Below are 22,329 nucleotides of genomic sequence, written 5' to 3'. Positions count from 1 at the left end.
TATGCCGCCATATATAACGAACTGGTTTCGACAGGTGGATTATCGAGTGCTCAAGATCAATGACATCGGGCCGCAGCACTATCGCGACGCGATGGCGCATTTCGCCGGCCATGTGCATGTGGTGACGACGGACGGGCCTGGCGGCAAAAGGGGCGCGACGGTGATCGCCGCCTGTTCGGTCTCGGACACGCCGCCGACGGTGCTGGTCTGCCTCAACCGCGAGAACGCCAAGAACGAAGCCTTCGTCAAGAACGGTAGGTTCGCGTTGAACACGCTCGCCTCGGACCAGGAAGCCGTCTCGGTCGGCTTTTCCGGCATCACCGGTCTGCCGGTGCAGGAGCGCTTTGCGCTGGCCGAGTGGGATGTGATCTCGACCGGCGCGCCGACGCTGAAAGGCGCGCTTGCCGTGTTCGACTGCGAGATCATCGATGCCAAGGATTTGGCCACCCACCGTGTGCTTTTTGGCAAGGTGACAGGCCTGCGCATCGGCGATAATTTGCGGCCGCTGATCTACCATAACCGCGGCTATCACGTTCTTTGAAACGGGCGGGCGGGATCCACGGAGACAAGATGACCGCGCCGCGCCCCGCGCCGAAGTCGATCGACGAAACGCTCGACCTTTTGACCGGCGCGGACTACGTCGCGGACCGTTCGCTGGCGACCGTGCTGTTTTTATCGCTGCGCATGAAGCGGCCCTTGTTCCTCGAAGGCGAGGCGGGCGTCGGCAAGACCGAGATCGCCAAGGTGCTGGCCGACGCGCTCGGCCGCCGGCTGATCCGGCTGCAATGCTATGAGGGCCTCGACGTTTCCTCGGCCGTCTATGAGTGGAATTACGCTGCCCAGATGATCGAAATCCGCATGGAGGAGGCGGCGGGCAAGGTCGTGCGCTCCGACATGGAACGCAACGTCTTTTCAGAAAAATACCTGATCCGCCGCCCGGTGCTCGACGCGCTGACCGGCAAGAAAGGCGCGGCACCGGTGTTCCTGATCGACGAGCTCGATCGTACCGACGAGGCGTTCGAAGCATTCCTGCTCGAAATCCTGTCCGACTTTCAGGTGACTGTCCCCGAGCTTGGCACGATCAAGGCCGAAGAGCCGCCGATCGTCATCATCACCACCAACCGCACGCGCGAAGTCCACGACGCGCTGAAGCGGCGCTGCCTGTATCATTGGGTCGATTATCCGAATGCCGAGCGCGAACTGGAGATCGTGCGGCGCAAGGTGCCGCAGGCGAACCGCCGGCTGTCGGCGGAGGTCGTGTCCTTCATCCAGAAGCTGCGCCAGGTTGAGTTGTTCAAGGCTCCCGGCGTCGCCGAAACCATCGATTGGGCCGGCGCGTTGACCGAGCTCGACAAGGTGGCGCTCGATCCGGAGACCGTATCGGACACGATCGGCGTGCTTTTGAAATACCAGGACGACATCGCCCGTATCGGTGAAGGCGAGGGCCGGCGCATCCTCAATGAGGTGAAGGCCGAGCTGTCGGCGGCGGAGTAGGCGCGATGCCGTCGCCGCGTCCGGAACCCAAGGAGGCGCTGGCCGATGGGCGTATCGCGGACAACATCGTCTATTTCGCGCGCGCCTTGCGCAAGGCTGGCATGCGCGTCGGTCCGGCCTCTGTGAAAGACGCCATCGAGGCGGTGCTTGCCGCCGGCATCGGCTCGCGCGACGACTTTTACTGGACGCTGCATGCGGTGCTGGTCTCGCGGCGCGAGGATCATCCGGTCTTCGACGAGGCGTTCCGCCTGTTCTGGAAATCGCGCGAGCTGATCGAGAAGCTGCTGGCGATGTTCTCGCCGGTCGCGCCGGACAACGCTGAAAAGCAGAAGCCGCGGGCGGCGGAGAACCGCGTCAGCCAGGCGATGTTCGAGGGTCATCGGAAGCACCAGCCGGTGCGGGAAGTGCCGGAGATCGAAGTCGATGCGCGCCTCACCTTTTCCGGCAACGAGGTACTGCGCGGCAAGGACTTCGCCCAGATGGACGCCGGCGAAATGGCCGAGGCCAAAAGGGCGATCATGGCCCTGCGTCTTCCCTTCGATCTAGTCCGCACACGGCGCTTCAAGGCCGACGCGCAGGGGCGCCGCATCGATCCGCGCGCCATGATGCGCTCGGCCGCGCGGACCGGCGGCGCGCTTATCCTGCCGAAGTTCCGGTCGCAGCGCGAAGTGCATCCGCCGCTGGTGGTGCTGACCGACATCTCTGGCTCGATGAGCCAGTACACGCGCATCTTCCTGCATTTCCTGCACGCGTTGACGGAAAAGCGCCGGCGCGTGCATGTCTTCGTCTTCGGCACAAGGCTGACCAACCTGACCCGCCAGATGCGCCACCGCGATCCGGACGAGGCGCTTGCCGAATGCTCGGCGGCGGTGAAGGACTGGTCGGGCGGCACCCGCATCGGCGATACGCTGGCCGAGTTCAACCGGCTGTGGTCACGCCGCGTGCTCGGGCAGGGCGCCGTGGTGCTTCTCATCACCGATGGGCTGGAGCGGGACGACGTCATCGGCCTTTCGCAGGAGATGGAGCGGCTGCATAAATCCTGCCGGCGCCTGATCTGGCTCAACCCGCTGTTGCGCTTCGACGGTTTCGAAGCGCGCGCCCGCGGCGTGAAAGCGATGCTGCCCTATGTCGACGAGTTCCGGGCGGTGCACAATCTCCACGCGCTGGCCGATCTTTGCGCCTCGCTCGACCAGCGGCCGGCGGCTGCGGTCGATCCGCGCCGCTGGCTGCAAACTGGCGGGAGGCGTGCCGCATAGCCATCTGTTTTGGAAGCCTTATATTCTGGGGGATGTTCGCCCAACCAAGTTTCCGTTGGGAAGACTAAAGTTACCCTTGAAAAGCAGACTTTGCGAGAAGCGACGATGGATGAGAGCATTTATCTCGATGAAGCCCGCGATCCCCTGATCATCGCGGAAAGCTGGATGAAGGATGGCAAGGATGTCGCCATCGCGACCGTGGTCGAGACCTGGGGTTCCGCACCGCGTCCGGTCGGCAGCCATCTTGTCATCGACGCCGAAGGGAATTTCCATGGTTCGGTTTCCGGCGGCTGCGTGGAGGGCGCGGTGGTGACGGAAGCGATGGACGTCATCGGCTCGGGCAAGGCCAGGATGCTGGAGTTCGGTGTTGCCGACGAAACCGCCTGGCAGGTGGGCCTTTCCTGCGGCGGCCGCATCAAGGTCTATGTCGAAAGGCTGGGCTGACCGCTGTGGATCCGTATGTCCTGAAGACGCTCAACGAAGAACGCCGCGCCCGCCGCGCCGCGGTGCTTGTCACCGACCTTGGCGACGGCCGCGACCGCATCGTGCGCGAGGGTGATCATGTTGCCGGCGATCTCGGAGCGGCAATCGCCAATGCGTTCCGCACCGGCCATTCGCGGTCGGTGGAAGCGGAAGGGCGGACCTTCTTTCTCAACGCGCATCTGCCGCGCCCGCGCCTCGTCGTGATCGGCGCCGTGCATATCAGCCAGGCATTGGCGCCGATGGCCAGGATCGCCGGCTATCCGGTCGAGATCATCGATCCGCGCACCGCCTTTGCCACACCGGAGCGCTTTCCCGACGTCGCGCTGCATGCCGAATGGCCGGAGGATGTGCTGAAGCGCCAGCCGCTCGACAGCTATACCGCGCTTGCCGCCGTCACCCATGATCCGAAGATCGATGATTTTGCGCTGAAGGCGGCGCTCGACGCGCGGTGCTTCTATATCGGGGCGCTCGGCAGCCGCAAGACTCACGCCAAGCGTGTCGAACGCCTGCTGGCGCTCGGCGCCGGCGCCGACCAGATCGCCCGCATCCATGCGCCGATCGGCCTCGACATCGGCGCGGCAAGTCCGGCCGAGATCGCCGTCGCCGTCCTGGCCCAGACCATCCACGCCTTCCGCTCACGCGGTCTGGAAGCAAAAGGCGCCGTGGCGTGAAATTCGGGCCGGTTCCGATCGATGAGGCGGAAGGGGCGGTGCTGGCGCATGCGACCACCGCCGGTGAAAAACGGTTCCGCAAGGCGCAACGGCTGAGCCGCGAGGACATCGCGGCGCTCAAGGCGGCGGGCGTCGGTGAAGTCGTCGCCGCGGTGCTCGCCGAGGACGATCTCGGCGAAGATGCCGCCGCCGCGAAGATCGCCGCCGCCATGAGCCACCGCAACATCGAGGTCAAGCCGGCCGCGACCGGGCGGGTGAATTTGCATGCGGAAGCCTCGGGCGTCTTTACCGTCGATGCCGGGATGATCGACGCCATCAATGCCGTCGATCCGGCCATCACCATCGCGACGCTGGCGCAGCACGCATCGGTCGAGAAGGGCCAGATGGTGGCGACGGTGAAGATCATCCCATTTGCCGTCGCGGCAAGCCTTGTGGACACCGTGGTGAGAATTTGCGCCGGCCGCGAGATCTTTGCCGTCAACGCCTATCGCCCCATCACTGTCGGCGTCATCCAGACGGTGCTTCCGGGCGTCAAGCCGAGCGTGCTCGACAAGACGCTGCGCGTCACCGAGGCGCGGCTGGCGCGTTCCGGCGGCCGGCTGACGGCCGAACGGCGCACGCCGCACGAGATTGCGCCGGTCGCCGCAGCCGCGACCCAGCTTGCGCGCGACAACGACATGGTGGTGATCTTCGGTGCCTCGGCCATGAGCGACTTCGCCGATGTCGTGCCTGCGGCGATCGAACGTGCCGGTGGTACCGTGGTCCGCGCCGGCATGCCGGTCGATCCCGGCAATCTGCTGGTACTCGGGACGCTCGACGGCAAGCGTGTCGTCGGCGCCCCGGGATGCGCGCGCAGCCCGAAAGAGAATGGCTTCGACTGGGTGCTCGATCGCCTGATTGCCGGGCTCGAGGTGTCGGCCCGCGATATTGCCGGCATGGGCGTCGGCGGGCTTCTGATGGAAATCCCGACAAGGCCGCAGCCGCGCGAGCCGGCGCCGCAGCCGGCACGGTCGGCGTTGAAGGTCGATATCGTGCTGCTGGCCGCAGGCCGTTCGAGCCGCATGGGCGGGCCGAACAAGCTTCTGGCGCTGTTCGACGGCGAGCCGCTGGTGCGCCGTACCGCCTCGCGCGCGCTGGGCTCGAAGGCCGCCAGCACTATCGTCGTCACCGGCCATCAGCGCGAGCGTGTGCGTTCCGCGCTTTCCGGTCTCGCTGTGAGGCTCGCCGACAATCCGGACTTCGCCGATGGCCTCGCTTCGTCATTGAAGGCGGGCATCGCAAGGGTGGCGCCCGACGCGGCAGGCGCCATGATCGTGCTTGGCGACATGCCCGGCGTTTCGTCCAAGGACCTCGACAGCCTGATCGACGCGTTCCGCCGCTCCGGCGGCCGCGCCGTAGTGCGCGCCTCGCATCAGGGCAAGCGCGGCAATCCGGTGCTTTTGCCGCGATCGCTTTTCGCGGCCATCGCGCAGCTCGAAGGTGACACCGGCGCGCGCCATCTGGTCGAGGCCGAGGGGCTCGACGTCATCGACGTCGAGATCGGGCAGGGCGCCTCGATCGATGTCGACACGCGCGAGGCGCTGGAGGAGGCGGGCGGCGTTCTGCAGGATTGACAAGGCAGAGCCGAATTTCGCATGCCTCTCGGCATGGCTTTGCGTTATCGACTTTTCTTCGCCCTGATCACCGCGACCGCACTTTCCCTCTCGGCCGCCGAGGGGCAGACGCTTTCGCTGAAATCGTTCAAGGACGATCTCTTCGCCTATCCTGCGACACTGTCGACGAGCGATAACGGCGCCTACACCGTCCTCGACTATCGCGAGATGCGCGACATCAACCAGCGCGACGAGGTGCCGGAAAAGCGCGTGCACGCGCAATATACCGATCCCGGCGTGCGCAAGGTGCAGCAGGATTTGATGCTGAAAACCGATGCCGGCGATATCAGGCATGTCGCGGTCGGCAGGACACAAGGCGCTTCGATTATTGTGCTCTACCTGCACGGGCAGGGCGGCAGCCGCAAGCAAGGCGTCGACGACTTCACCTTCGGCGGCAATTTCAACCGCATCAAAAACCTTATGGCCGCCAACAATGGCCTCTATCTTTCGCCGGACTTCCCCGATTTCGGCGACAAGGGCGCCGCGCAGGTCGCGGCGCTCATCGGTCACTATGCTGAGGCATCGCCGGGCGCGAAAATCTTCGTCGCCTGCGGTTCGATGGGCGGGATGATCTGCTGGAAGCTCGCCGCGCGCAGGGATACGGGCGGCCGCATCAACGGGCTGCTGCTGCTCGGATCGCTGTGGGACGACAGCTTTTTGACCAGCCCTGCCTTCAAGCGCCGCGTGCCGGTGTTCTTCGGCCAGGGCAGCCATGACGTGGTCTTCCCGGTGGAGAAGCAGGAAGCCTTCTTCCGCTCGATCCTCGCCAAAAAATCCTATCCGACCCGCTTCGTGCGTTTCGAGACCGGCACGCATGGCACGCCGATCCGCATGGTCGACTGGCGCGGCACGCTGAACTGGATGCTGACGAAGGCGCCGTGACTGCGCTGCAGCTGCTCAAGGCGCTGTGTTGTAGTCAATGACGGTCTGCGGGTTTTGCTCGCCGTCATAGGATGCATCGACGTCATACTGGACGAGCGAGAAATCTCCGTTGCGGAAGAGATAGGTTCCTGAGGACGAGGCATCTCCCGCACCGCGCCATTTGTTGGACGTGGTGATGGTCTTGGTGTTGTCGTCATAGTCCGAGTTGGTTGCCCTGCCGCTGGTCTTGAAGCCGATGATGTGGATCGACTCGACCCTGCCTTCGCTGTTGTTGTTCTCGTAGCGGATGTCGAGATCCGGCTCGGTGAACTGCAACTGGGTGACGCCGTTGACATCGTCGGCGATGTAGTAGACCGCCGTCTCGTTGTAGGCGGCCATCGAACAAAAGAATCGGAACAGCCGCGTCTCGCGTTCCGGGTCGTTGGGCTGGGCATCCTTGTCCTTGTAACGGATGGAATGAGCCTCGGGCTCGCCGATCGGCTTGCCTTCCGGATCCTCCTTGTCGCACTGGTCGCCATAGCTGGCGAGGAAAGCTTTCTTGGCTTGTTCCAGCGCCTCGTCCTTCTTCGGCGGTGGCGGACCGTCGCCGCAGCTTGCCGGCACGGCGCTGTCGAAATCCTCGGTCGACGGCTTCAATGCGCCCTTGTCGATGAAGATCGGCTGGAAGGGCGGCTCCTGGATCTGCGCGTTGACCTGGCGGACCGTGTAGCAGCCGGCGAAAACCTTGGCCTCGCCCTTCTTGTCGGTCGCCTGGATGGCGACCGGGACGCTGTAATAGATGCTGCCGGCCGCCCCTTCCTCCGACACGGCGCCAGTCTTGACTTCAACGCTATCGGTGCCGTCGTAACCCTTGACGAAGGCGTTGAAGTCCTTTGCCGGCTTCGTATCGCCGAAATAGCCCCAGGCGCGGGCGAATTCGTGGCGGTTGATGGCGCTGTAGAGCGAGCGAACGACCGCATCGGCGCTGGACCTATCATCGATATAGGGCGCGTCCGCCGCAGGCGCGGGCTGCGTGAGGCCGGCCAGTGAGAGAAAGACGGTCGCTGCGAAAGTGGCTCTTTTCATCGAATCCTCCGCTCGGTAACGAAAATACTACCACGGCGATTGCGGCGGCGTGGTGACGCCGCGGGCCGGGCCGCTTGAAGAATCGTGTTGGGAGGCGCTAGTTCAGGCGCCGCGGCGCTGGGGCCGCATGGGAGATTACCCGTGACCATTTCCATGTACGACATATCGGTCGGCGTGTTTTCCGCCAGGCTGAAGGCGCTGGCCAGCGTCCTGACCGCGGCGGAGCAGAATGCCGGCGAACGCAAGATCGATCCGCAGGTGTTCCTCACCGCGCGGCTGGCACCGGACATGTTCGCGCTGACCAGGCAAGTCCAGATCGCCACCGACCACGCCAAGGGCGCGCCGTCGCGGCTGGCCGGCCGCGAGGTGCCGAAATACGAGGACAATGAGGCCAGCTTTGCCGAGCTGCAGGCCCGCATCGCCAAGACGCTCGATCATCTGGCGACATTCACGGCGGCCGATCTGGAAGGATCGCAGGACAGGACGGTCGAAGTGCGGCTCGGAGGCCGCGAAACCACGTTGCCCGGGCTGCAATATCTTCTGCATCTGGCGATGCCGAATTTCTATTTCCACGTCACAACGGCCTACGACATCCTGCGCCACAATGGCGTGCCGCTCGGCAAGCAGACGTTTCTGGGAAATCGTTGACTTTTGAAGAGGTTGGAGGTTTCCCGGCATCCCGGGAAACCTCTTTGGTTCAGCGCAGCCTCAGCGGATAGACATTTCGCGCGCGATGCGCGGAAAATCCGCCGGCTTGATGCCGATATCGGCGCGGTCGGCATTGCTCATCGCATTCAGAAGCGCGAGCGCCGCGCGGTAACGCTGCTGTTCCTGCGGCCTCGGCCGAGCGAACATTTCAGTGAAGAACCCCATGACTCAGTTGCCCCTGTTGGTCCTCCCGACACCACGATATAGGTGATTTGTTAAAATTGTGCAGTGCAGCAATTGCATGGCTGCCATGCCGGATGAAATTTTTTCCGCCCCAATCGATTTTCCGTGAAACTTTCCGGTGGGCTCGACCGTAGGGACCGGTGCCGGCTCATGGCTGGCTTTTCCTCGCCGTTCCTGGCGACCCTGCCGGGCTGCACGAAAATGCAGCCCGGCCTTTTCCCGTGATCGTTTTCCCGGGCACAAAAGCCGCCAATTGTTAATGTCGCCAGCATTCATTTTTAACGAGCGCGCCCTATGGTCGGCGGCATCAATACATGCCGTCACCACAGGGGAGGCTGAGATCGGCACCGGGAACAAGCTCGATTTCGCTTCGTTGCTCGACGACCTGATCGTCGCCTCGGAGAAAGGCGAGGAAGAGGGCGCCCGGCCGTCTATCCCGTTCGACTATCTGTCCGTGGCCGATGAGCTGCATTCCGGCCGCATCAAGGTCGCCGGCGAGAGCGTCGCTGCCGAATATCGCGAGTCAGGCGCCGACCTCGCGGCCGAGTTCGCGGCACTTCTCGACCAGGCGAAACTGGCGCTTGTCGGCGAAGATCCCCGGCCCGAGGAGAAGCTGCCGCCGATCGATCCCGAGGCGATCGCCGGCGAGCTCGGTCTCGACCGCCCGGCAAAGAATACCGATTTCGGCCGCATTCGCCGCAATTTCGCTTTCGCAAACCACCCGGACCGGGTGGCGCCGCATCTGCGCCAGCGCGCCATGATCCGCATGCAGGTGGCCAACATGCTCATCGACGAGGCCAAGCGGCGGGCTTTGGCGGCCACACGCCGGTAGCCGGAATTCCCTTAAAGGTCTGAGGCTACAGGGCTTGGAGAAACTCCAGCCTGTGCTTTATGCTTGAATTTCCTCCCCGCGCTGTCCGCGCAACCTCCCGCCGGAGAAAATCCATGCATAAACGCCGCCTCGGTCGGACCGATCTCCTTGTTTCGCAAATCTGCCTCGGTTCGATGACCTGGGGTCAGCAGAACACCGAAGCCGAAGGCCACGCGCAGATGGATCTGGCGTTCTCCCGCGGCGTGAATTTCATCGACACAGCCGAGCTTTACCCGATTCCGCCCAAGGCGGAGACGCAAGGGCGAACCGAGAAGACCATCGGCAGCTGGATGAAGGCCAATCGCAACCGCGACAAGGTCATCCTCGCCTCGAAGGTCGTCGGCCGCACGGCCAATACATGGTTCCGCGGCGATCGTCCGTCGAAGCTGGTGCGTGCCGACATTTTCGATGCGGTCGAGAAGTCGCTGGCCAAGCTCGGCACCGATTACATAGACCTCTACCAGATCCACTGGCCGGACCGGGACATTCCGTGGGGCTCGAATCCGACGCGTGTCGGAGCGGTGGCGCGGCGTGCGGATGCGGCAGGCGCTCCGGGAGACGAGACGCCGATTGCCGAAACGCTCGCCGTCTTCGATGAGCTCGTAAAGGCCGGAAAGATCCGCCATCTCGGGCTTTCGAACGAAAGCTCCTGGGGTGTCATGCGCTTCGTCTTCGAATCCGAGAAGGGCACGGGTCCGCGCGTCGCCTCGCTGCAGAACGCCTACAATCTCGTCAACCGCACTTTCGAGGTGAACCTTGCCGAGGTCTGCGAGCGCGAGGAGATCGCGTTCCTTCCTTACTCGCCGCTTGCGCAGGGCTATCTCACCGGCAAATACGATCATGGCGCGCGGCCGCAAGGTTCGCGCTCGCAGCTCTTCAACCGCGGCCAGCGCTACGAGACGCCGAATGCGGCGGAGGTGCTGCTCGAATACAATGAACTGGCACGCTCCTTCGGCATGGAGCCGGCGCTTTTCGCGAACGCGTATGTATCGAGCCGGCCTTTTGTAACTGCCAACATCATCGGCGCAACCAGCGTCGCGCAGCTCGACACGGCGCTGTCCTCGGTCGAGGTCAGGTGGACGGAAGAAATGCAGAAGGCAGTCGACGCCATCCATCAGCGCGTCGGCAATCCGTGTCCGTGATCAGGAATCGTTGAGAAAGAACAAGGGGATGGAGGATGGCGGTAAATTTTCCGATCGAGGCCGTGCGCGGCAAGTTTCCGGCGCTTTCGCTGGCCGATGACGGGCGCCGGCGCATCTATCTCGACAATCCCGCCGGCACGCAGGTGCCGCTGACGGTGGCGGACGCGGTGTCCCGCTGCCTGCTCTCGACCAACGCCAATCTGGGCGGGTTCTTTGAGACCACGGTCGCGGCGCAGAAGGTTGTCGACGACGCGCATGCGGCGATGGCCGATTTTCTGAACGCATCGAGCGTCGAGGAGATCGTCGGCGGCGCCAACATGACGACGCTGACCTATCACATGTCGCGCACGCTCGGCCGCACGATGAAGCCTGGCGACGAAATCATCGTCACGCGCATGGACCATGAGGGCAATGTCTCGCCCTGGCTGCAGCTTGCCGAGGATCTCGGCCTCGTCGTGCGCTTCCTGCCGTTCGATCAGCGGAGCTGGCAGGTCGAGGAATCGGCGCTTAAATCACTGCTTTCGCAAAAGACGCGGCTTGTCGCGCTGAACTATGCCTCGAACCTCACCGGCTCGATCAACCGGGTGAAGGCGCTGACGGCGATCGCCAAGCAGGCCGGCGCGCTTGTCTATGTCGATGCCGTACAGTTCGCGCCGCACGGGCTGATCGACGTGCAGGAACTTGGCTGTGATTTCCTGATCTGCTCGGCCTATAAATTCTTTGGGCCGCATATGGGCATATTGTGGGGCCGCCGCGACGTCATCGACGCGCTCCAGCCTTACAAATGCCGCTGCTCTTCGAACGCCCTGCCAGAGCGGTTCGAGCTTGGCACGCCGCAGATCGAGCTGATGGCCGGGCTGACGGCAGCCATCGACTATTTCGCCGATTTCGGCGCCGGAGCCGGCGAGGGCGGATCGCGGCGGCAGCGGATCGCCAAGGCGTTCGAGGTCTCGATCGCTTACGAGAACGCGCTTGCCCGGCAACTGATCGAAGGCCTGTCCGACATCGAAGGCCTGGTCATCCACGGCATCACCGATCCGGAACGCCTCGCCGAGCGGGTGCCGACCATTTCCTTCACCGTCGAAGGCATCGCGCCGGAAACGATCGTGCGGCAGATGAACGCTGAGAATATCTTCGTCTGGTCCGGCCACAATTATGCGTGGGAGGTCGTCCACCAACTCGGCATACCCGCCGAGCAAGGTGTCGTGCGCATCGGCATCGCGCATTACAACACGGCGAAAGAGATCGAGGAGACGCTGGAAAGCGTGCATCGCGTGATCGCGATGCTGCGGCAGCAGCGTTAATCTTTCTTGCCGCCGAAGCCGGTCAGGAAGGCTGTGAGGTTGTCGCCGAGCGCATCGCAGAGATAGCCGCCTTCCTGGACGATGACCGTCGGCAGGCCGAGTCCGGCGATCGCCTCGCCGATGCGCGAGAAGCCGGGCGTCGTCACCGACAGGCCGCCGAACGGATCGCCCTCGAATGCGTCGAGGCCGAGCGCCACAACCAGCGCCTCCGGCGCGAAGGCGCGGATGCGCTGGAATGCTGCCGACAGCGCTTCGAGAAAGGCCGCGTCGCCTGATTTGCGCGGCAGCGGCAGGTTGAGATTGTAGCCGAGGCCGGGGCCTTCGCCGCGCTCGTCGGCATGCCCCCAGAAGAACGGATAGAAGCGCACCGGATCGGCGTGCAGCGAGACGGTGAGCACGTCGGGACGAGCGTAGAAGATGCCTTGCGTGCCGTTGCCGTGGTGCAGGTCGACATCGAGAACGGCGACGCGGGCGCAATTCCTCCGCAGAACCTGCGCCGCGACGGCCGAGTTGTTGATGAAGCAGAAGCCGCCGGCGACATCGGCGAAAGCGTGATGGCCGGGCGGGCGGCAGAGCGCATAGGCCGACGGCGCCCCGGCCATCACCGCTTCAGCGGCCTCGACCGAACTCCAGGCGCTCCATAGCGCGCTGTTCCAGGTCTCGGCCGAGATCGGACAGGCGGTGTCGGCCATGTGGTAGCCGGCCTGGCCGACAGCAGAGGCCGGATAGGAGCCGTTGCGGGCGATCGGGTGGATGTTCGGGATGACTTCCGCCGAAGCGCCGTCGATGCGCTGCCAGCGCGCGAAAATGTGCTCGAGGAAATCGAGATATTCAGGCGTATGGACCGCCGCGATCGGGCCAAGCCCATGATTTCCTGGACGTTCGACCGTCAAACCGGCAGATACTGCGCCGGCTAACAATCTTTCGATCCGCTCCGGCTTTTCAGGGTTCGGCTGCGGTGCGCCGCTGGAGAGGAAAGCCTTCGGGTCATGGCGCTTCTGTTCCTCGGCGTAGAAGGCTTTCATCGTCATTCCTCCGGCGTGTCGGCAAAGGCGAAAAAGGCATCGCCGACGATCTTCTGCACCTGCTCGTAACTCGACCAGCCGATGCCCAGTCTCTCATAGAAGGCCTTGGCGGTCTCGTTGTCGGTATCGACGGAGAGCCTCAGATAGGCGCCGCCCGCCGCGCGGCATTCTTTCGCGACGCGCCGCAGCAGCCTTTCGCCGACGCGGCGGCCGCGAAAACGATCCTCAACATAAAGGTCCTGCACATAGACGCCTGGACGGCCCATCCAGCTCGAGAAGATCGGGAAATGCAGGCAAAGTCCGGCGAATTCGCCGCCGATTTCGGCGATCAAGGTGGAGAAGGCGGGCTTTTCGCCGAAGCCGTAGCGGCGAAGGTCTTCGGGTGTCGAGGTGATTTCCTGATGCGCGCCTATATGGGCGCCGAGCCGCAGCAGCGCGGCATGAATCGTTTCGACGTCCTCGATGGTGCCGGGACGGAGGGTGACCGGTGCCGGCATCAAAACACCTTCCTCATCCCTCCACCGGTAGGTCAAGTTCCCGCGCCAGCGCCTCCAGCGAGTCGCCGATGATGGAGATCATCTCGCCGATCTGTTCTCGGGTGATGATCATCGGCGGCGCCACCATGAAATTGTCGCCGTCGACGCCGCCCTTGACCTTGCGGCCATAGATGATCAGGCCGCGCGCATAGGCGTGGTCGAGCAGGCGCTGCGTCGCCTTGCTGGCCGGGTCGATGGGCTTCAGCGTTTCCGGATCGGCGACCATCTCGGCGCCGGTGAGCAGGCCCTTGCCGCGTACGTCGGCGATGAAGGGGAAGCGCTTTTGCAGGCCCTTCAATTCTGCCACCAGCACGTCGCCCATGGCGGCGGCATTGGCGATCAGATCGAGCCGGTCCATCTCACCGAGCACGGCAAGGCCGGCGGCGCAGGCAAGCGGATTGCCGGCATAGGTATGGCCGTGCTGGAAGCCGCCGGAGGCCAGCAGCGGCTCGACCAGGCGCATCGGCGCGGCGAGGGCGCCGAGCGGCGCATAGCCCGAGCCCAGTCCCTTCGAGAGGGCCACGATGTCCGGCCTGCAGTTCCAGTGGTCGCCGCCGAGGAATTTGCCGGTCCTGCCGGCGCCGCTCATCACCTCGTCATGAATGAGCAGGATGCCGTAGCGGTCGCAGATCTCGCGGATGCGCGGGTAGTAGCTGTCGGGCGCAACCAGGGCTGCGGTCGCGGCACCGCCGACCGGCTCCATGATGAAGGCCAAAACGCTTTCCGGCCCTTCGGCTTGAATCTTCTCCTCCAGCATGTCGGCGTAGCGGAGGCCGCGCTGTTCCATCGAAAGGTTGTCGCGGTCGCGCCAGGCGGTCGGGGCCGGCACGGTCGGCATCACGCGCATCATCGGCGTGAAGGTTTCGGCGAGCGCATCGTCGCCGGTGACGGAAAGCGAGCCCAGCGTGCCGCCATGATAGGAGGGGAAGCGGGTGATCACCTTCCACCGCTTCGGTTGGCCGGTGGCGACCGCCCATTGGCGGGCGAGCTTGATGCAGGATTCGGTCGCTTCCGAGCCGCCTGAGACGAAGAAGATGCGGTCCATGCCCTCGGGAAGTTTCCGCGCCAATTCCCGCGCCAGCTCTTCGGCCGGCTCGTTCTCGAAATGCAGCCGGTAGGCGAAAGTGGTCTTGTCCATCTGCCGCTTCATGGCATCGAGCACGTTGCGATTGGAATGGCCGATATTGGCGACCATCGGCCCGCTCGAGCCGTCGATGAAGCGGCGGCCGTCCTTCGTCCAGAAATAGATGCCCTCGGCGCGGTCGACGAGCGGCCGGCGCAGGCTGGAGAGATAGAACAGATGCGACGGCGGCCGCGCTTCGGCTTCGGGAACGGGCTGGACTTCCAGTTTCGACATGTCAGGACTTTCCAAGATAGCGGTCGAGAACATTCCTGGTCACGCGTTCGACCATCGCATCCTGCCTTAGCAGGCCGGCGACCCATTCGCAGCTTCCGGCATGGAAGACCTCGCCTTTGCCGCGCGGGAAATTGGCGATCATGCCGTTGCCGCGCTTGACCTTGTCGAGATTGGCGTCGCTCGCCTCGCCGAATAAGGTCTCGGCGGTGAAGCGCCCGTCCTCATCGGTGAGGAACTGGTCCTCGATCGGAATGTCGGCGCTTTCCTCGACCTGGCTCGCCATGCCGACGGCCAGCACTTGCAAGCCGTCCGGCGCGCCGCTCTCTGCAGTCGGATAGGGCAGACCGCCGCGGATCTCGAAATCGAGCCCGTCGACCTCATAGCCGTAGATATGGCTGTCGGCGCCGAGCAGGTCGCCATAATAGATGCCGGTGCCGGCGAAAGCCCAGTGCTCGGGTCGATAGACCGGAAAGCCGCGCACGCCGCGCGGCGCGCAGCCGCCCCAGCCGGCATAGACGCCTCTTGTCGCGTTGAGCCCGAAAGTGGCGCTGCCCGGACGGCGGATCTCGGGCGCCTCCCAGGAATTGGTAGCGCGGGAGACATCGCTGCCGCGATAGGCTGGGTCTTCGGCGCGCGCCCGGTATTTGTAGCAGACCTGGCGGCGGCCTTCGTCCTCCAATCTCGTCTGCCACATGAAATTGCCGGCGAAGCGCGCCGCATGTCCGCCGCGCTCGACATAATTGTCGACGGCGTCACGCATCTCCCAGGTCCAGTACTCGTCGTGGCCGACGAAGACGACGCAGTCATAGCCGTCAAGGATCTCGGGTGAGAAATGGAGCTCGTGCTGGCTGGCGAGATCGACCTGATAGCCGGCGCGCTCGGCGAAATGGAAGAAATGGCTGTCATAGCTCGCCCAGCCAGACGAGGCGTATTTCTTCGAATGACCGGTGGCGAAGGCCCATTCCATATGCGGGTAGCGCGGCACGGTCTTCGGCGGCACTGCGACTTCGAGCGGAACGCGTGGCGCATCCTTGGGCAGCACGACGAAGCCGCGGCACCAGGGGCGCTGGGTCGACACCATCGTTGCATACTGATCGCGGTTCGGGCCGGTGATGCCCTGATAGTGGTTCGAGCCGCCCCACGTGTTGTAGGCAAGCCATGTGCCGGTCGCGGCGACCTGCAGCAGACGACCCGGCTTGCGGCTGGGCAGGGGGGCGACAATAAAGAGATGATGAGTGCGGATCGGGTTACCGTCGCGGCTTTCGGCTGAGAGCGTCACGCGATAGGCGCCTGACGGCCAGTCGTCGCCAACACGGAATTCGAAGGAAGCCTCCCAGCCGCAGCCTTCGACAGAGCATTGGTCGGGCGTATCCTGCCAGCGCGCCGACAGGCCCGCTCCCTCGAACACCTTTGTTTCGCTCCCGCCGCCGTCGCGGACGACAGCAAGGCTGAATTGCGGCGCCGTCGAGCTGACGAAAAGCGTCACCGTCTCGCCCGGACGATAGGAAAACCGGTCGCTGTAGGCCCAAATTTCACCGCGTTCACCATCCATTCCCGGCCATTCGTAATAATGGCCGCGCACCGCTTCGCGGCGCTGATCGGGCGTCAGCCCGAAATCGGGGAATTCGGTGGGCAGTTGCGTCAAGGAACACCTGAGATCACGAGGCCGCCATTGAGACCATTGGCCGGCTGAGCGTCAAATGGAAAGCATCGGGCCAGCGCGCGCTTGGCCATATCCGGCAAACAGACTATTTCATACGCGATGTTCAGTGGCAGGGAACCGACATGCTGCGGGTACAAAAGGTCAAGGTCGACGACATCTACGTGCCGACGGCGCGACGCAAGACGCTGCATCCCGAGACCGTGCGCCACCTTGCCGAGGACATCCTCGAGAATGGCATGAAGACGCCGATCCAGGTGCGGCACGACGGCAAGCGCCACATACTGGTCGAGGGGCTGCACCGGCTCGAAGCCGCCAAGTGGCTCGGCGAGACCACGATCGACGCCTATCTCGTACAGGCCAAGCGCCACTGATCCTGAGCGCCCGGCCGCATCACCATTACCGATCGCATCCCATCAATGCTTTTTGATTGACGCTGCCATGGCGGCCACTACCGTGCCGCTCCTCCAGGAACAGGAAGCTTACCATGGCAAAATATGACGGCGGATGTCTGTGCGGCGCGGTGCGCTACAAGGCCGAAGTCGAACCGGTCAACGAACGGGTCTGCCATTGCCGGATCTGCCAGAGGGCGATCGGCGCCGCTTTCAATGCCCGCCTGTTGTTCCGCATCGACGACGTGACCATCGAAGGGCCGGTGGCGACGATCAATTCCACGCCGGATCTGAAGCGCGGCTTCTGCCCGGCCTGCGGCACGACGCTGTTCTCACGGCGCGACTCCAGGGGCATCCTCGGCGTCACCTCCGGCTCCCTCGACGACCCGTCCCTCTTCAAGCCCGACATGCATTTCTGGACCGCTTCGAAGCAGCCCTGGGTGATGCTCGACGATGGCCTTCCGCAATATGAAGGCGCGCCGCCGGCCTGAGTCATTGCGACGCAGGCCTGCACAAAAATTTCATCTTCGATTCACGACATAGCCGGCAAAGCGTCATTGGCGGGCCATCATTGGCTGCCTATCTAAGCGCCATGCGGGCAGGCATCGAGGAGGCGACGGATGAGCGAGAGCATCAACACCCTGGACGAGCTTTTGAACGACCCGATGATCCAGCTCGTGATGGAACGCGACCGGGTGCGCCCGGCCGAGCTTCGCCTGCTTTTGGAAAAAGCTCGCGACAGGGCTGGCGATGATTCCCGCATCGATCAGGCTTCAGTGCCGCCGGCGCATGTGGTGGCAAGAAGCTGCCTGAAGCAGTGGCTCTACCGCTGAGGCGATCAGCTCGAATGCGCGGGCAGGTAGCTGTAGTGATTGCGCAAATAGGCGAGCTTGAAGCCGAGCCGGTCGTAATTGCGATAGGCCGGCCCGTCGCGGTCGGGGCGCGGCGCCTCGATATCGGCGACGAACAGCTTCGCGCCGGCGGCGATGCCGTCGCGAACCAGCCTTTCGCCGAGCATGGCGTCAAGATCGAAGCTCGGCGCCATGATGCCCGGCACCGGGGCCTCGATGCCGCTCCAAGCGGCGCCGTCTGAGATGAAGAGCGAGCGCACGGCGACGACCGCGCCCCTGCGTTTCAGCATGTAGTGACGCCAGCCTTTGCGGCCGACAAGCGCCATGAGCCATTGCGAGGTGCGGAGCTTGTATTTGGCATCGATGAAGGAAGCCCATTCCGAAGCCGTCCTGCGCGTGACCTCCTCGACTACCAGATCGTCGACCGGAATCAGGGGGTCGCCCGGGAAAAGCGGTTCGTCCGGCAGCGGCGTCGCGTCGCGATGGATGCGCTCCCAGCCGCCCTGGTGCTGCAGGCCGCGCGCTTCCAGCCAGCAGCGCAGCCGCGTCGGCTCGGCATGTGGATTGGTATAGAACCACGGCCGCATGATGCCGGCCGCGCGGTAATGCGCGAGCAGCGCATCGACCTGGTCTTCCGTTGCCGGAGTGTCGACGCCGATATTCTTCACGCAGTTGAAATGGATGAACGGGATCGTCGTGCAGGTGGTCCAGACCAGATCGCCGTCGCTCGCAATCGACAGCCCTTGCCGTGCCGCGAAATCGGCGGGCGCCGCTTCGTAGAGGTCGAGCCAGGCAGCGACTTCGGCGCGCTCGATGGCTCGGCTGAAATCGCGCGACACCTCCTCGATCGCGATTTCAGGGACATGCGTTTCCGGCGGCGTGAGCGGCTGCAATTCCGCGAGGGCGGCGGTCGACATAAATATCCTCCTCCGATGTACCTTACAGTGTAAGATTAGTGGATGATAATATGGCGCCGAAGGTTGTCAAGCAGGATTAGCGGCACCTTACAAATCCGTGAGTTGGAATCACGCTATCGTGAGGCTAAGCCTGTCCTCCAGGGCTTTCGAATGACGATTCACTTTTGCCTTGGGCCGGGGCGCTGGGAAAAGGATTGAGATGACCGACGTCTGCACTCAAGGGTTGGATACCGGCTTTGTCGGCCTGGGTTATGCCAAGGTGGCGTTTCTCGGCATCGTGCAAGGCATCACCGAACTGCTGCCGATCTCGTCGACCGCGCATATGCGCATCGTGCCGGCCGTGCTTGGCTGGCAGGACCCCGGCTCGGCCTTCTCCGCTGCCATGCAGCTCGCGGCGCTGGCGGCCGTGGTCAGCTATTTCTGGAGCGATGTCAGGGACGTGCTGTTCGGATCGCTGTTCGCGATCTTGCGCCGCGATTTCGGCGACCGCTATTTCCGCCTCGCGATCAGCATCGTGCTTGCCACCGTCCCGATCGTGATTGCCGGCCTTGCGCTTTCCGGCGTGCTCAACGCCTGCAACTCGCCGCTGCGCGGGCTGGCCGTCATCGGCTGGGCCTGCATTGTCATGGCGATCCTCCTGGCGCTCGCCGAGATCTTCGCCAGGCACAAGCTCGTGCTGCGCCAGGCATCGATCCTCGACGCGCTCTTGGTGGGCGTCGCCCAGGTCGGCGCGCTTATTCCGGGCGTCTCCCGTTCTGGCTCGACGCTGACGGCGGCGATGGGGCTGGGCTTCGCCCGGCCCGAAGCGGCGCGTCTGTCCTTCCTGCTCGGCTTGCCGGCCATTGCGCTCGCGGGCCTCAAGGAGCTTTGGGAACTGCACAAAGTGCATCTCGACGCGCATGGCTGGTCGATCCTGGCCGTCGGCCTCATCGTTGCCTCGATCTCGGCCTTCTTCGCCATTTGGGGGCTGATGCGGGTGCTCGAACGCTTCTCCGCATGGCCGTTCGTCATCTATCGCGGTGTGCTCGGCGTGGTGCTGCTGATCGGCGTCGCGACCGGCTGGCTGACCTGAATCTCGGCCCTATCCGCTCTGTCGACAGCTGACCGCCGGGTGCGCCGATGGACATTGGGACGCTGCTGCAATCGCTATCTTTGCTGGCCGCGCTGGTGAAATCGGCGGTGCCCGCCGCCGTCGGTGCCGGCATGGGCCTCGGCCAATGGCTGGCCGCGCTGCCGCCCTGCCGCAACCAGACTTTCGAGAGCGCGACCTATCTCGTCTGCGAGGCCGACCCGAAGCATTTTTCCATCGAGCTGTTCTGGAAGAACAAAGACGGCGAGCTCTACCGGTCGCTGCACAATCTGCGCAGCGCGCAGCAGGCGGCGGGGCGCACCATGCTCTTCGGCATCAATGCCGGCATGTATCATCCGGACCTCGCGCCTGTCGGGCTCTATGTCGAACGCGGCGAGCAGGTCACGCCGGCGAAGACGGGAGCGGGAACCGGCAATTTCTCCATGCAGCCCAACGGCATCTTCTATCTCGCCGCCGGCAAGGCCGGCGTTCGCGCAACCAGGGATTACCTGAAGCGCCCGCCGCGCGTCGATTACGCCACGCAGTCCGGACCGATGCTGGTCATCGACGGCAAGCTGCATCCGAAATTCCAGGCCGACAGCACCTCGCGCAAGATCCGTGATGGCGTGGGCGTGCGCGCCGACGGCGTCGCGGTTTTCGCGATCTCGGACGACGTCGTGACCTTCCACGAATTCGCACGGCTGTTCCGCGACCAGCTCGGCTGCCCGAACGCGCTCTTCCTCGACGGCTCGATCTCGAGCCTCTACGCGCCCGGCATCGGCCGCAACGACGATTTCTGGAATCTCGGGCCGATGATCGGCGTGTTCCGGCGCTAGCGGGGAAGCGCCTTTCGGCGCTGCCCCGAATCATGCGGCCGCGCCAAAGGTAAATTTTGATTCAAACTTTGTTGGTAATTTCTCATTAGGAATGGGGTTTCCGGCGGCGCTGTTCCAGCCTTCGGTCTGTTTTGTTTTGCGTACAGGTCAAGATGCGGATTTTTGGCGTCGTCAGTTTCGTGCTCGCTTCGCTTTGCCTTGCCGGCTGCTCGTCCACGTCGGGCGTCGATGCCTTGCAGATGCCGTCCAACGAGACGACGAGTTCGGTCGTGCGGCCGAGCGCGCCCGTGTCGAAGGGAGTGAGGACCGCCGTAAGGGAAAAAACCGTCGAGACCGCGTCGATGTCGGGCATGGCACGCATCAAGCCGCCGGCGCCTTTGCTTGACGAGAGTAACGCAAGCCCTGACGTCGCAAATTCGCGCCTTGGCGACGAAAATTCGCGCCTTGGCGACGAAAATTCGCGCCCGTTTGGGCTCGCCGAAGAGGAGACCGTGAACTTCCCGGCGACTGATCTGCCGGACAGCGTCGAGCCGCCGGTGCAGGAGGCTGCGCTCGTCTCGCCGCCGAAGCGGCTGTCGCGCGCCGCGCCCGCCATGCTCGCCAGCCCGGTCACGCGCTATGCGTTCCGCGACGCCAAGCCGATCAATTTCGGCCGCTCTTCGCCGCGCCATCTGGCTGTCCACGGCGTAGACGTCTCGCGTTGGCAGGGCAACATCAACTGGCAGAAGCTGCGCGCCCAGGGTGCCAATTTCGCCTATATCAAGGCGACTGACGGCGGCGATCATCTCGACCCGATGTTCATGAAGAACTGGCGCAATGCCGATGCCGCCGGGCTCAAGCGCGGCGCCTATCATTTCTTCTACTGGTGCCGCACCGCCGGCGAGCAGGCCGACTGGTTCATCCGCAACGTGCCCAAGGTCGACGGCGCGCTGCCGCCGGTGATCGACGTCGAGTGGAACGGCGAGTCCTCCTGCAAGCGCAGGCCTTCGCGCGAAAAGGTGCTGGAGAAGATGCAGGTCTTCATGGACAAGCTGGAGCGCCATTACGGTCAGCGGCCCATCATCTACACCAGCCCCGATTTCTACCGCGACAATCTACGCGGCGCCTTCCAGGATTACCCGTTCTGGCTGCGCGCGGTGGCCGCGCATCCCTCAAAGGTCTATCCGGGCCGCAAATGGCTGTTCTGGCAGTATTCGGGCTCCGGCCTGTCGCATGGCGTGAGCGGCCGCATCGACCTCAACGTCTTCCATGGCGACGAACGGCAATGGCGCGCCTGGCTGGGCGGCGGCGGGCAGATGATAGCCGACGCGGATTAGTCGCTTCCGGATTGCCTCGACTATTTCGGTGGCAGAGGCCGTGATGTCCGACCACAAACACACCTGCATGCGCGCCGCAATTCGCTGGCACCGGGGAACGATCCGTCTGGGCATTCGTTGGAAGCGACCAAGGATGTCGTGCGGCTAAGGCACCTTGCGGCATCAGAAGCGGAAGGGACCAACATGCCACTCACACTGATCAGTCCGGCGTTCGCCGACGGCGATCCCATCCCCGAGCGTTTCACCCGCGATGGTGAAAACGTTTCTCCGCCTCTGAAATGGTCGGGGGTTCCTGACGGGACCAGGAGCCTGGTTCTCATCGTGGACGACCCCGATGCGCCGCGCGGGACGTTCGGCCACTGGGCGGTGTTCAACATTTCGCCCGACGTCGAGCAACTTGCCGAGGGCGAGGACGGGAAGCCGGGAACCGAAGCGCTCCAGCAGGGGAAGAACGACTTCGGCAATGCCTCCTACGACGGCCCGGACCCGCCGGTCGGGCACGGAGTTCATCACTACCATTTCCGGCTGGCGGCTCTCGATGTGCCGAGCCTCGGCGTTCCCGGCCAGGCCGGCGTCAAGGAAATCTGGAAGGAGGCCCGGCGCCACGCGATCGAGGCGGCGGAGCTCGTGGGCACATACGAACATGCCGCCTGAGTGGC

The 22,329-nt window shown here is 64.1% G+C and carries 24 protein-coding genes and 2 pseudogenes; 19 read left to right on the top strand and 7 right to left on the bottom strand.

The annotated features are described in order from the left end of the window. Positions 1–46 precede the first annotated feature (46 nt). The 7 genes from P9273_RS10815 to P9273_RS10785 all read left to right on the top strand — a co-directional run bounded on the left by P9273_RS10815 (position 47) and on the right by P9273_RS10785 (position 6,438). Positions 47–541, top strand: a complete 495-nt coding sequence (locus P9273_RS10815; protein WP_278048886.1) for a flavin reductase — start codon at positions 47–49, stop codon at positions 539–541. A gap of 29 nt (positions 542–570) precedes the next feature. Further along, the gene (locus P9273_RS10810) at positions 571–1,494 is read left to right on the top strand and encodes an AAA family ATPase (protein WP_278048885.1); all 924 of its coding nucleotides are present in this window, start codon (positions 571–573) and stop codon (positions 1,492–1,494) included. A 5-nt stretch (positions 1,495–1,499) separates the two neighbouring features. Continuing rightward, the gene (locus P9273_RS10805; RefSeq protein ID WP_278048884.1) at positions 1,500–2,750 is read left to right on the top strand and encodes a vWA domain-containing protein; all 1,251 of its coding nucleotides are present in this window, start codon (positions 1,500–1,502) and stop codon (positions 2,748–2,750) included. A 105-nt stretch (positions 2,751–2,855) separates the two neighbouring features. Then, positions 2,856–3,194 (top strand): XdhC family protein, encoded by a 339-nt coding sequence (locus P9273_RS10800; RefSeq protein WP_278048883.1) that lies wholly within the window; start codon positions 2,856–2,858, stop codon positions 3,192–3,194. Between the two features lie 5 nt (positions 3,195–3,199). Then, positions 3,200–3,904 (top strand): XdhC family protein, encoded by a 705-nt coding sequence (locus P9273_RS10795; RefSeq protein WP_040995249.1) that lies wholly within the window; start codon positions 3,200–3,202, stop codon positions 3,902–3,904. Further along, complete coding sequence (locus P9273_RS10790) at positions 3,901–5,517, top strand: molybdopterin-binding/glycosyltransferase family 2 protein (RefSeq protein ID WP_278048882.1); 1,617 nt, start codon at positions 3,901–3,903, stop codon at positions 5,515–5,517. Before P9273_RS10795 ends, P9273_RS10790 begins: the two co-directional genes overlap by 4 nt. Positions 5,518–5,550: 33 nt before the next feature. After that, on the top strand, positions 5,551–6,438 hold the full coding sequence (locus P9273_RS10785) for an alpha/beta hydrolase (RefSeq protein ID WP_278048881.1): 888 nt from the start codon (positions 5,551–5,553) through the stop codon (positions 6,436–6,438). A gap of 15 nt (positions 6,439–6,453) precedes the next feature. Here P9273_RS10785 and P9273_RS10780 read toward each other — a convergent pair whose 3' ends face one another. Beyond that, positions 6,454–7,503 (bottom strand): DUF1176 domain-containing protein, encoded by a 1,050-nt coding sequence (locus tag P9273_RS10780; protein WP_278048880.1) that lies wholly within the window; start codon positions 7,501–7,503, stop codon positions 6,454–6,456. A 141-nt stretch (positions 7,504–7,644) separates the two neighbouring features. Between P9273_RS10780 and P9273_RS10775 the strand changes: the two genes are divergently transcribed. After that, positions 7,645–8,151 (top strand): DUF1993 domain-containing protein, encoded by a 507-nt coding sequence (locus P9273_RS10775; RefSeq protein WP_278048879.1) that lies wholly within the window; start codon positions 7,645–7,647, stop codon positions 8,149–8,151. 60 nt (positions 8,152–8,211) lie between these two features. On the opposite strand, the gene P9273_RS10770 is transcribed toward P9273_RS10775, so the two are convergent. Further along, the gene (locus P9273_RS10770) at positions 8,212–8,376 is read right to left on the bottom strand and encodes a DUF1127 domain-containing protein (protein ID WP_096874857.1); all 165 of its coding nucleotides are present in this window, start codon (positions 8,374–8,376) and stop codon (positions 8,212–8,214) included. Between the two features lie 391 nt (positions 8,377–8,767). Between P9273_RS10770 and P9273_RS10765 the strand changes: the two genes are divergently transcribed. The 3 genes from P9273_RS10765 to P9273_RS10755 all read left to right on the top strand — a co-directional run bounded on the left by P9273_RS10765 (position 8,768) and on the right by P9273_RS10755 (position 11,711). Beyond that, complete coding sequence (locus P9273_RS10765; RefSeq protein ID WP_278049037.1) at positions 8,768–9,226, top strand: hypothetical protein; 459 nt, start codon at positions 8,768–8,770, stop codon at positions 9,224–9,226. Between the two features lie 113 nt (positions 9,227–9,339). Beyond that, positions 9,340–10,407 (top strand): aldo/keto reductase, encoded by a 1,068-nt coding sequence (locus tag P9273_RS10760; protein ID WP_040995240.1) that lies wholly within the window; start codon positions 9,340–9,342, stop codon positions 10,405–10,407. A gap of 35 nt (positions 10,408–10,442) precedes the next feature. Next, the gene (locus P9273_RS10755; RefSeq protein ID WP_278048878.1) at positions 10,443–11,711 is read left to right on the top strand and encodes a cysteine desulfurase-like protein; all 1,269 of its coding nucleotides are present in this window, start codon (positions 10,443–10,445) and stop codon (positions 11,709–11,711) included. On the opposite strand, the gene P9273_RS10750 is transcribed toward P9273_RS10755, so the two are convergent. The 4 genes from P9273_RS10750 to P9273_RS10735 are packed head-to-tail and all read right to left on the bottom strand — an operon-like array spanning position 11,708 to position 16,274. Continuing rightward, on the bottom strand, positions 11,708–12,736 hold the full coding sequence (locus tag P9273_RS10750) for a histone deacetylase family protein (protein WP_278048877.1): 1,029 nt from the start codon (positions 12,734–12,736) through the stop codon (positions 11,708–11,710). The two genes, P9273_RS10755 and P9273_RS10750, sit on opposite strands and share 4 nt — an antisense overlap. A gap of 2 nt (positions 12,737–12,738) precedes the next feature. Then, positions 12,739–13,233, bottom strand: a complete 495-nt coding sequence (locus tag P9273_RS10745) for a GNAT family N-acetyltransferase (protein ID WP_278048876.1) — start codon at positions 13,231–13,233, stop codon at positions 12,739–12,741. 13 nt (positions 13,234–13,246) lie between these two features. Then, on the bottom strand, positions 13,247–14,629 hold the full coding sequence (locus P9273_RS10740) for an aminotransferase family protein (protein ID WP_278048875.1): 1,383 nt from the start codon (positions 14,627–14,629) through the stop codon (positions 13,247–13,249). Between the two features lies 1 nt (position 14,630). Further along, positions 14,631–16,274, bottom strand: a complete 1,644-nt coding sequence (locus P9273_RS10735) for a N,N-dimethylformamidase beta subunit family domain-containing protein (protein ID WP_278048874.1) — start codon at positions 16,272–16,274, stop codon at positions 14,631–14,633. 140 nt (positions 16,275–16,414) lie between these two features. On the opposite strand from P9273_RS10735, the gene P9273_RS10730 reads away from it, so the two are divergent. The 3 genes from P9273_RS10730 (at position 16,415) to P9273_RS10720 (ending at position 17,514) form a co-directional block, all read left to right on the top strand. Further along, positions 16,415–16,663: a ParB N-terminal domain-containing protein gene (locus P9273_RS10730; RefSeq protein ID WP_040981203.1), complete on the top strand. Its 249-nt coding sequence runs from the start codon at positions 16,415–16,417 to the stop codon at positions 16,661–16,663. A gap of 113 nt (positions 16,664–16,776) precedes the next feature. Then, positions 16,777–17,172, top strand: a complete 396-nt coding sequence (locus tag P9273_RS10725; RefSeq protein WP_278048873.1) for a GFA family protein — start codon at positions 16,777–16,779, stop codon at positions 17,170–17,172. A gap of 129 nt (positions 17,173–17,301) precedes the next feature. After that, positions 17,302–17,514, top strand: coding sequence for a hypothetical protein (locus P9273_RS10720; RefSeq protein ID WP_278048872.1), 213 nt, complete (start codon positions 17,302–17,304; stop codon positions 17,512–17,514). Positions 17,515–17,519: 5 nt separating this feature from the next. On the opposite strand, the gene P9273_RS10715 is transcribed toward P9273_RS10720, so the two are convergent. Continuing rightward, complete coding sequence (locus P9273_RS10715) at positions 17,520–18,449, bottom strand: hypothetical protein (RefSeq protein WP_278048871.1); 930 nt, start codon at positions 18,447–18,449, stop codon at positions 17,520–17,522. A gap of 199 nt (positions 18,450–18,648) precedes the next feature. Between P9273_RS10715 and P9273_RS10710 the strand changes: the two genes are divergently transcribed. From P9273_RS10710 to P9273_RS10690, 5 genes and pseudogenes are all read left to right on the top strand, one after another. Next, positions 18,649–19,521, top strand: coding sequence for an undecaprenyl-diphosphate phosphatase (locus tag P9273_RS10710; RefSeq protein ID WP_278048870.1), 873 nt, complete (start codon positions 18,649–18,651; stop codon positions 19,519–19,521). 47 nt (positions 19,522–19,568) lie between these two features. Beyond that, on the top strand, positions 19,569–20,354 hold the full coding sequence (locus tag P9273_RS10705; RefSeq protein WP_278048869.1) for a phosphodiester glycosidase family protein: 786 nt from the start codon (positions 19,569–19,571) through the stop codon (positions 20,352–20,354). Positions 20,355–20,506: 152 nt separating this feature from the next. Next, positions 20,507–20,645: pseudogene (locus P9273_RS32340) on the top strand (GH25 family lysozyme); the annotation flags it as partial. Between the two features lie 161 nt (positions 20,646–20,806). Next, positions 20,807–21,670, top strand: a pseudogene (locus P9273_RS10695) (glycoside hydrolase family 25 protein); the annotation flags it as partial. Between the two features lie 183 nt (positions 21,671–21,853). Beyond that, complete coding sequence (locus P9273_RS10690; protein ID WP_278049035.1) at positions 21,854–22,324, top strand: YbhB/YbcL family Raf kinase inhibitor-like protein; 471 nt, start codon at positions 21,854–21,856, stop codon at positions 22,322–22,324. Positions 22,325–22,329 lie beyond the last annotated feature (5 nt).

The organism is Mesorhizobium sp. WSM4935, from assembly GCF_029625735.1.
In the GTDB taxonomy this organism is placed as follows: domain Bacteria; phylum Pseudomonadota; class Alphaproteobacteria; order Rhizobiales; family Rhizobiaceae; genus Mesorhizobium.
Note: the sequence above shows the minus strand (reverse complement) of the source record. Positions and strands in the feature narration are given on the sequence as shown.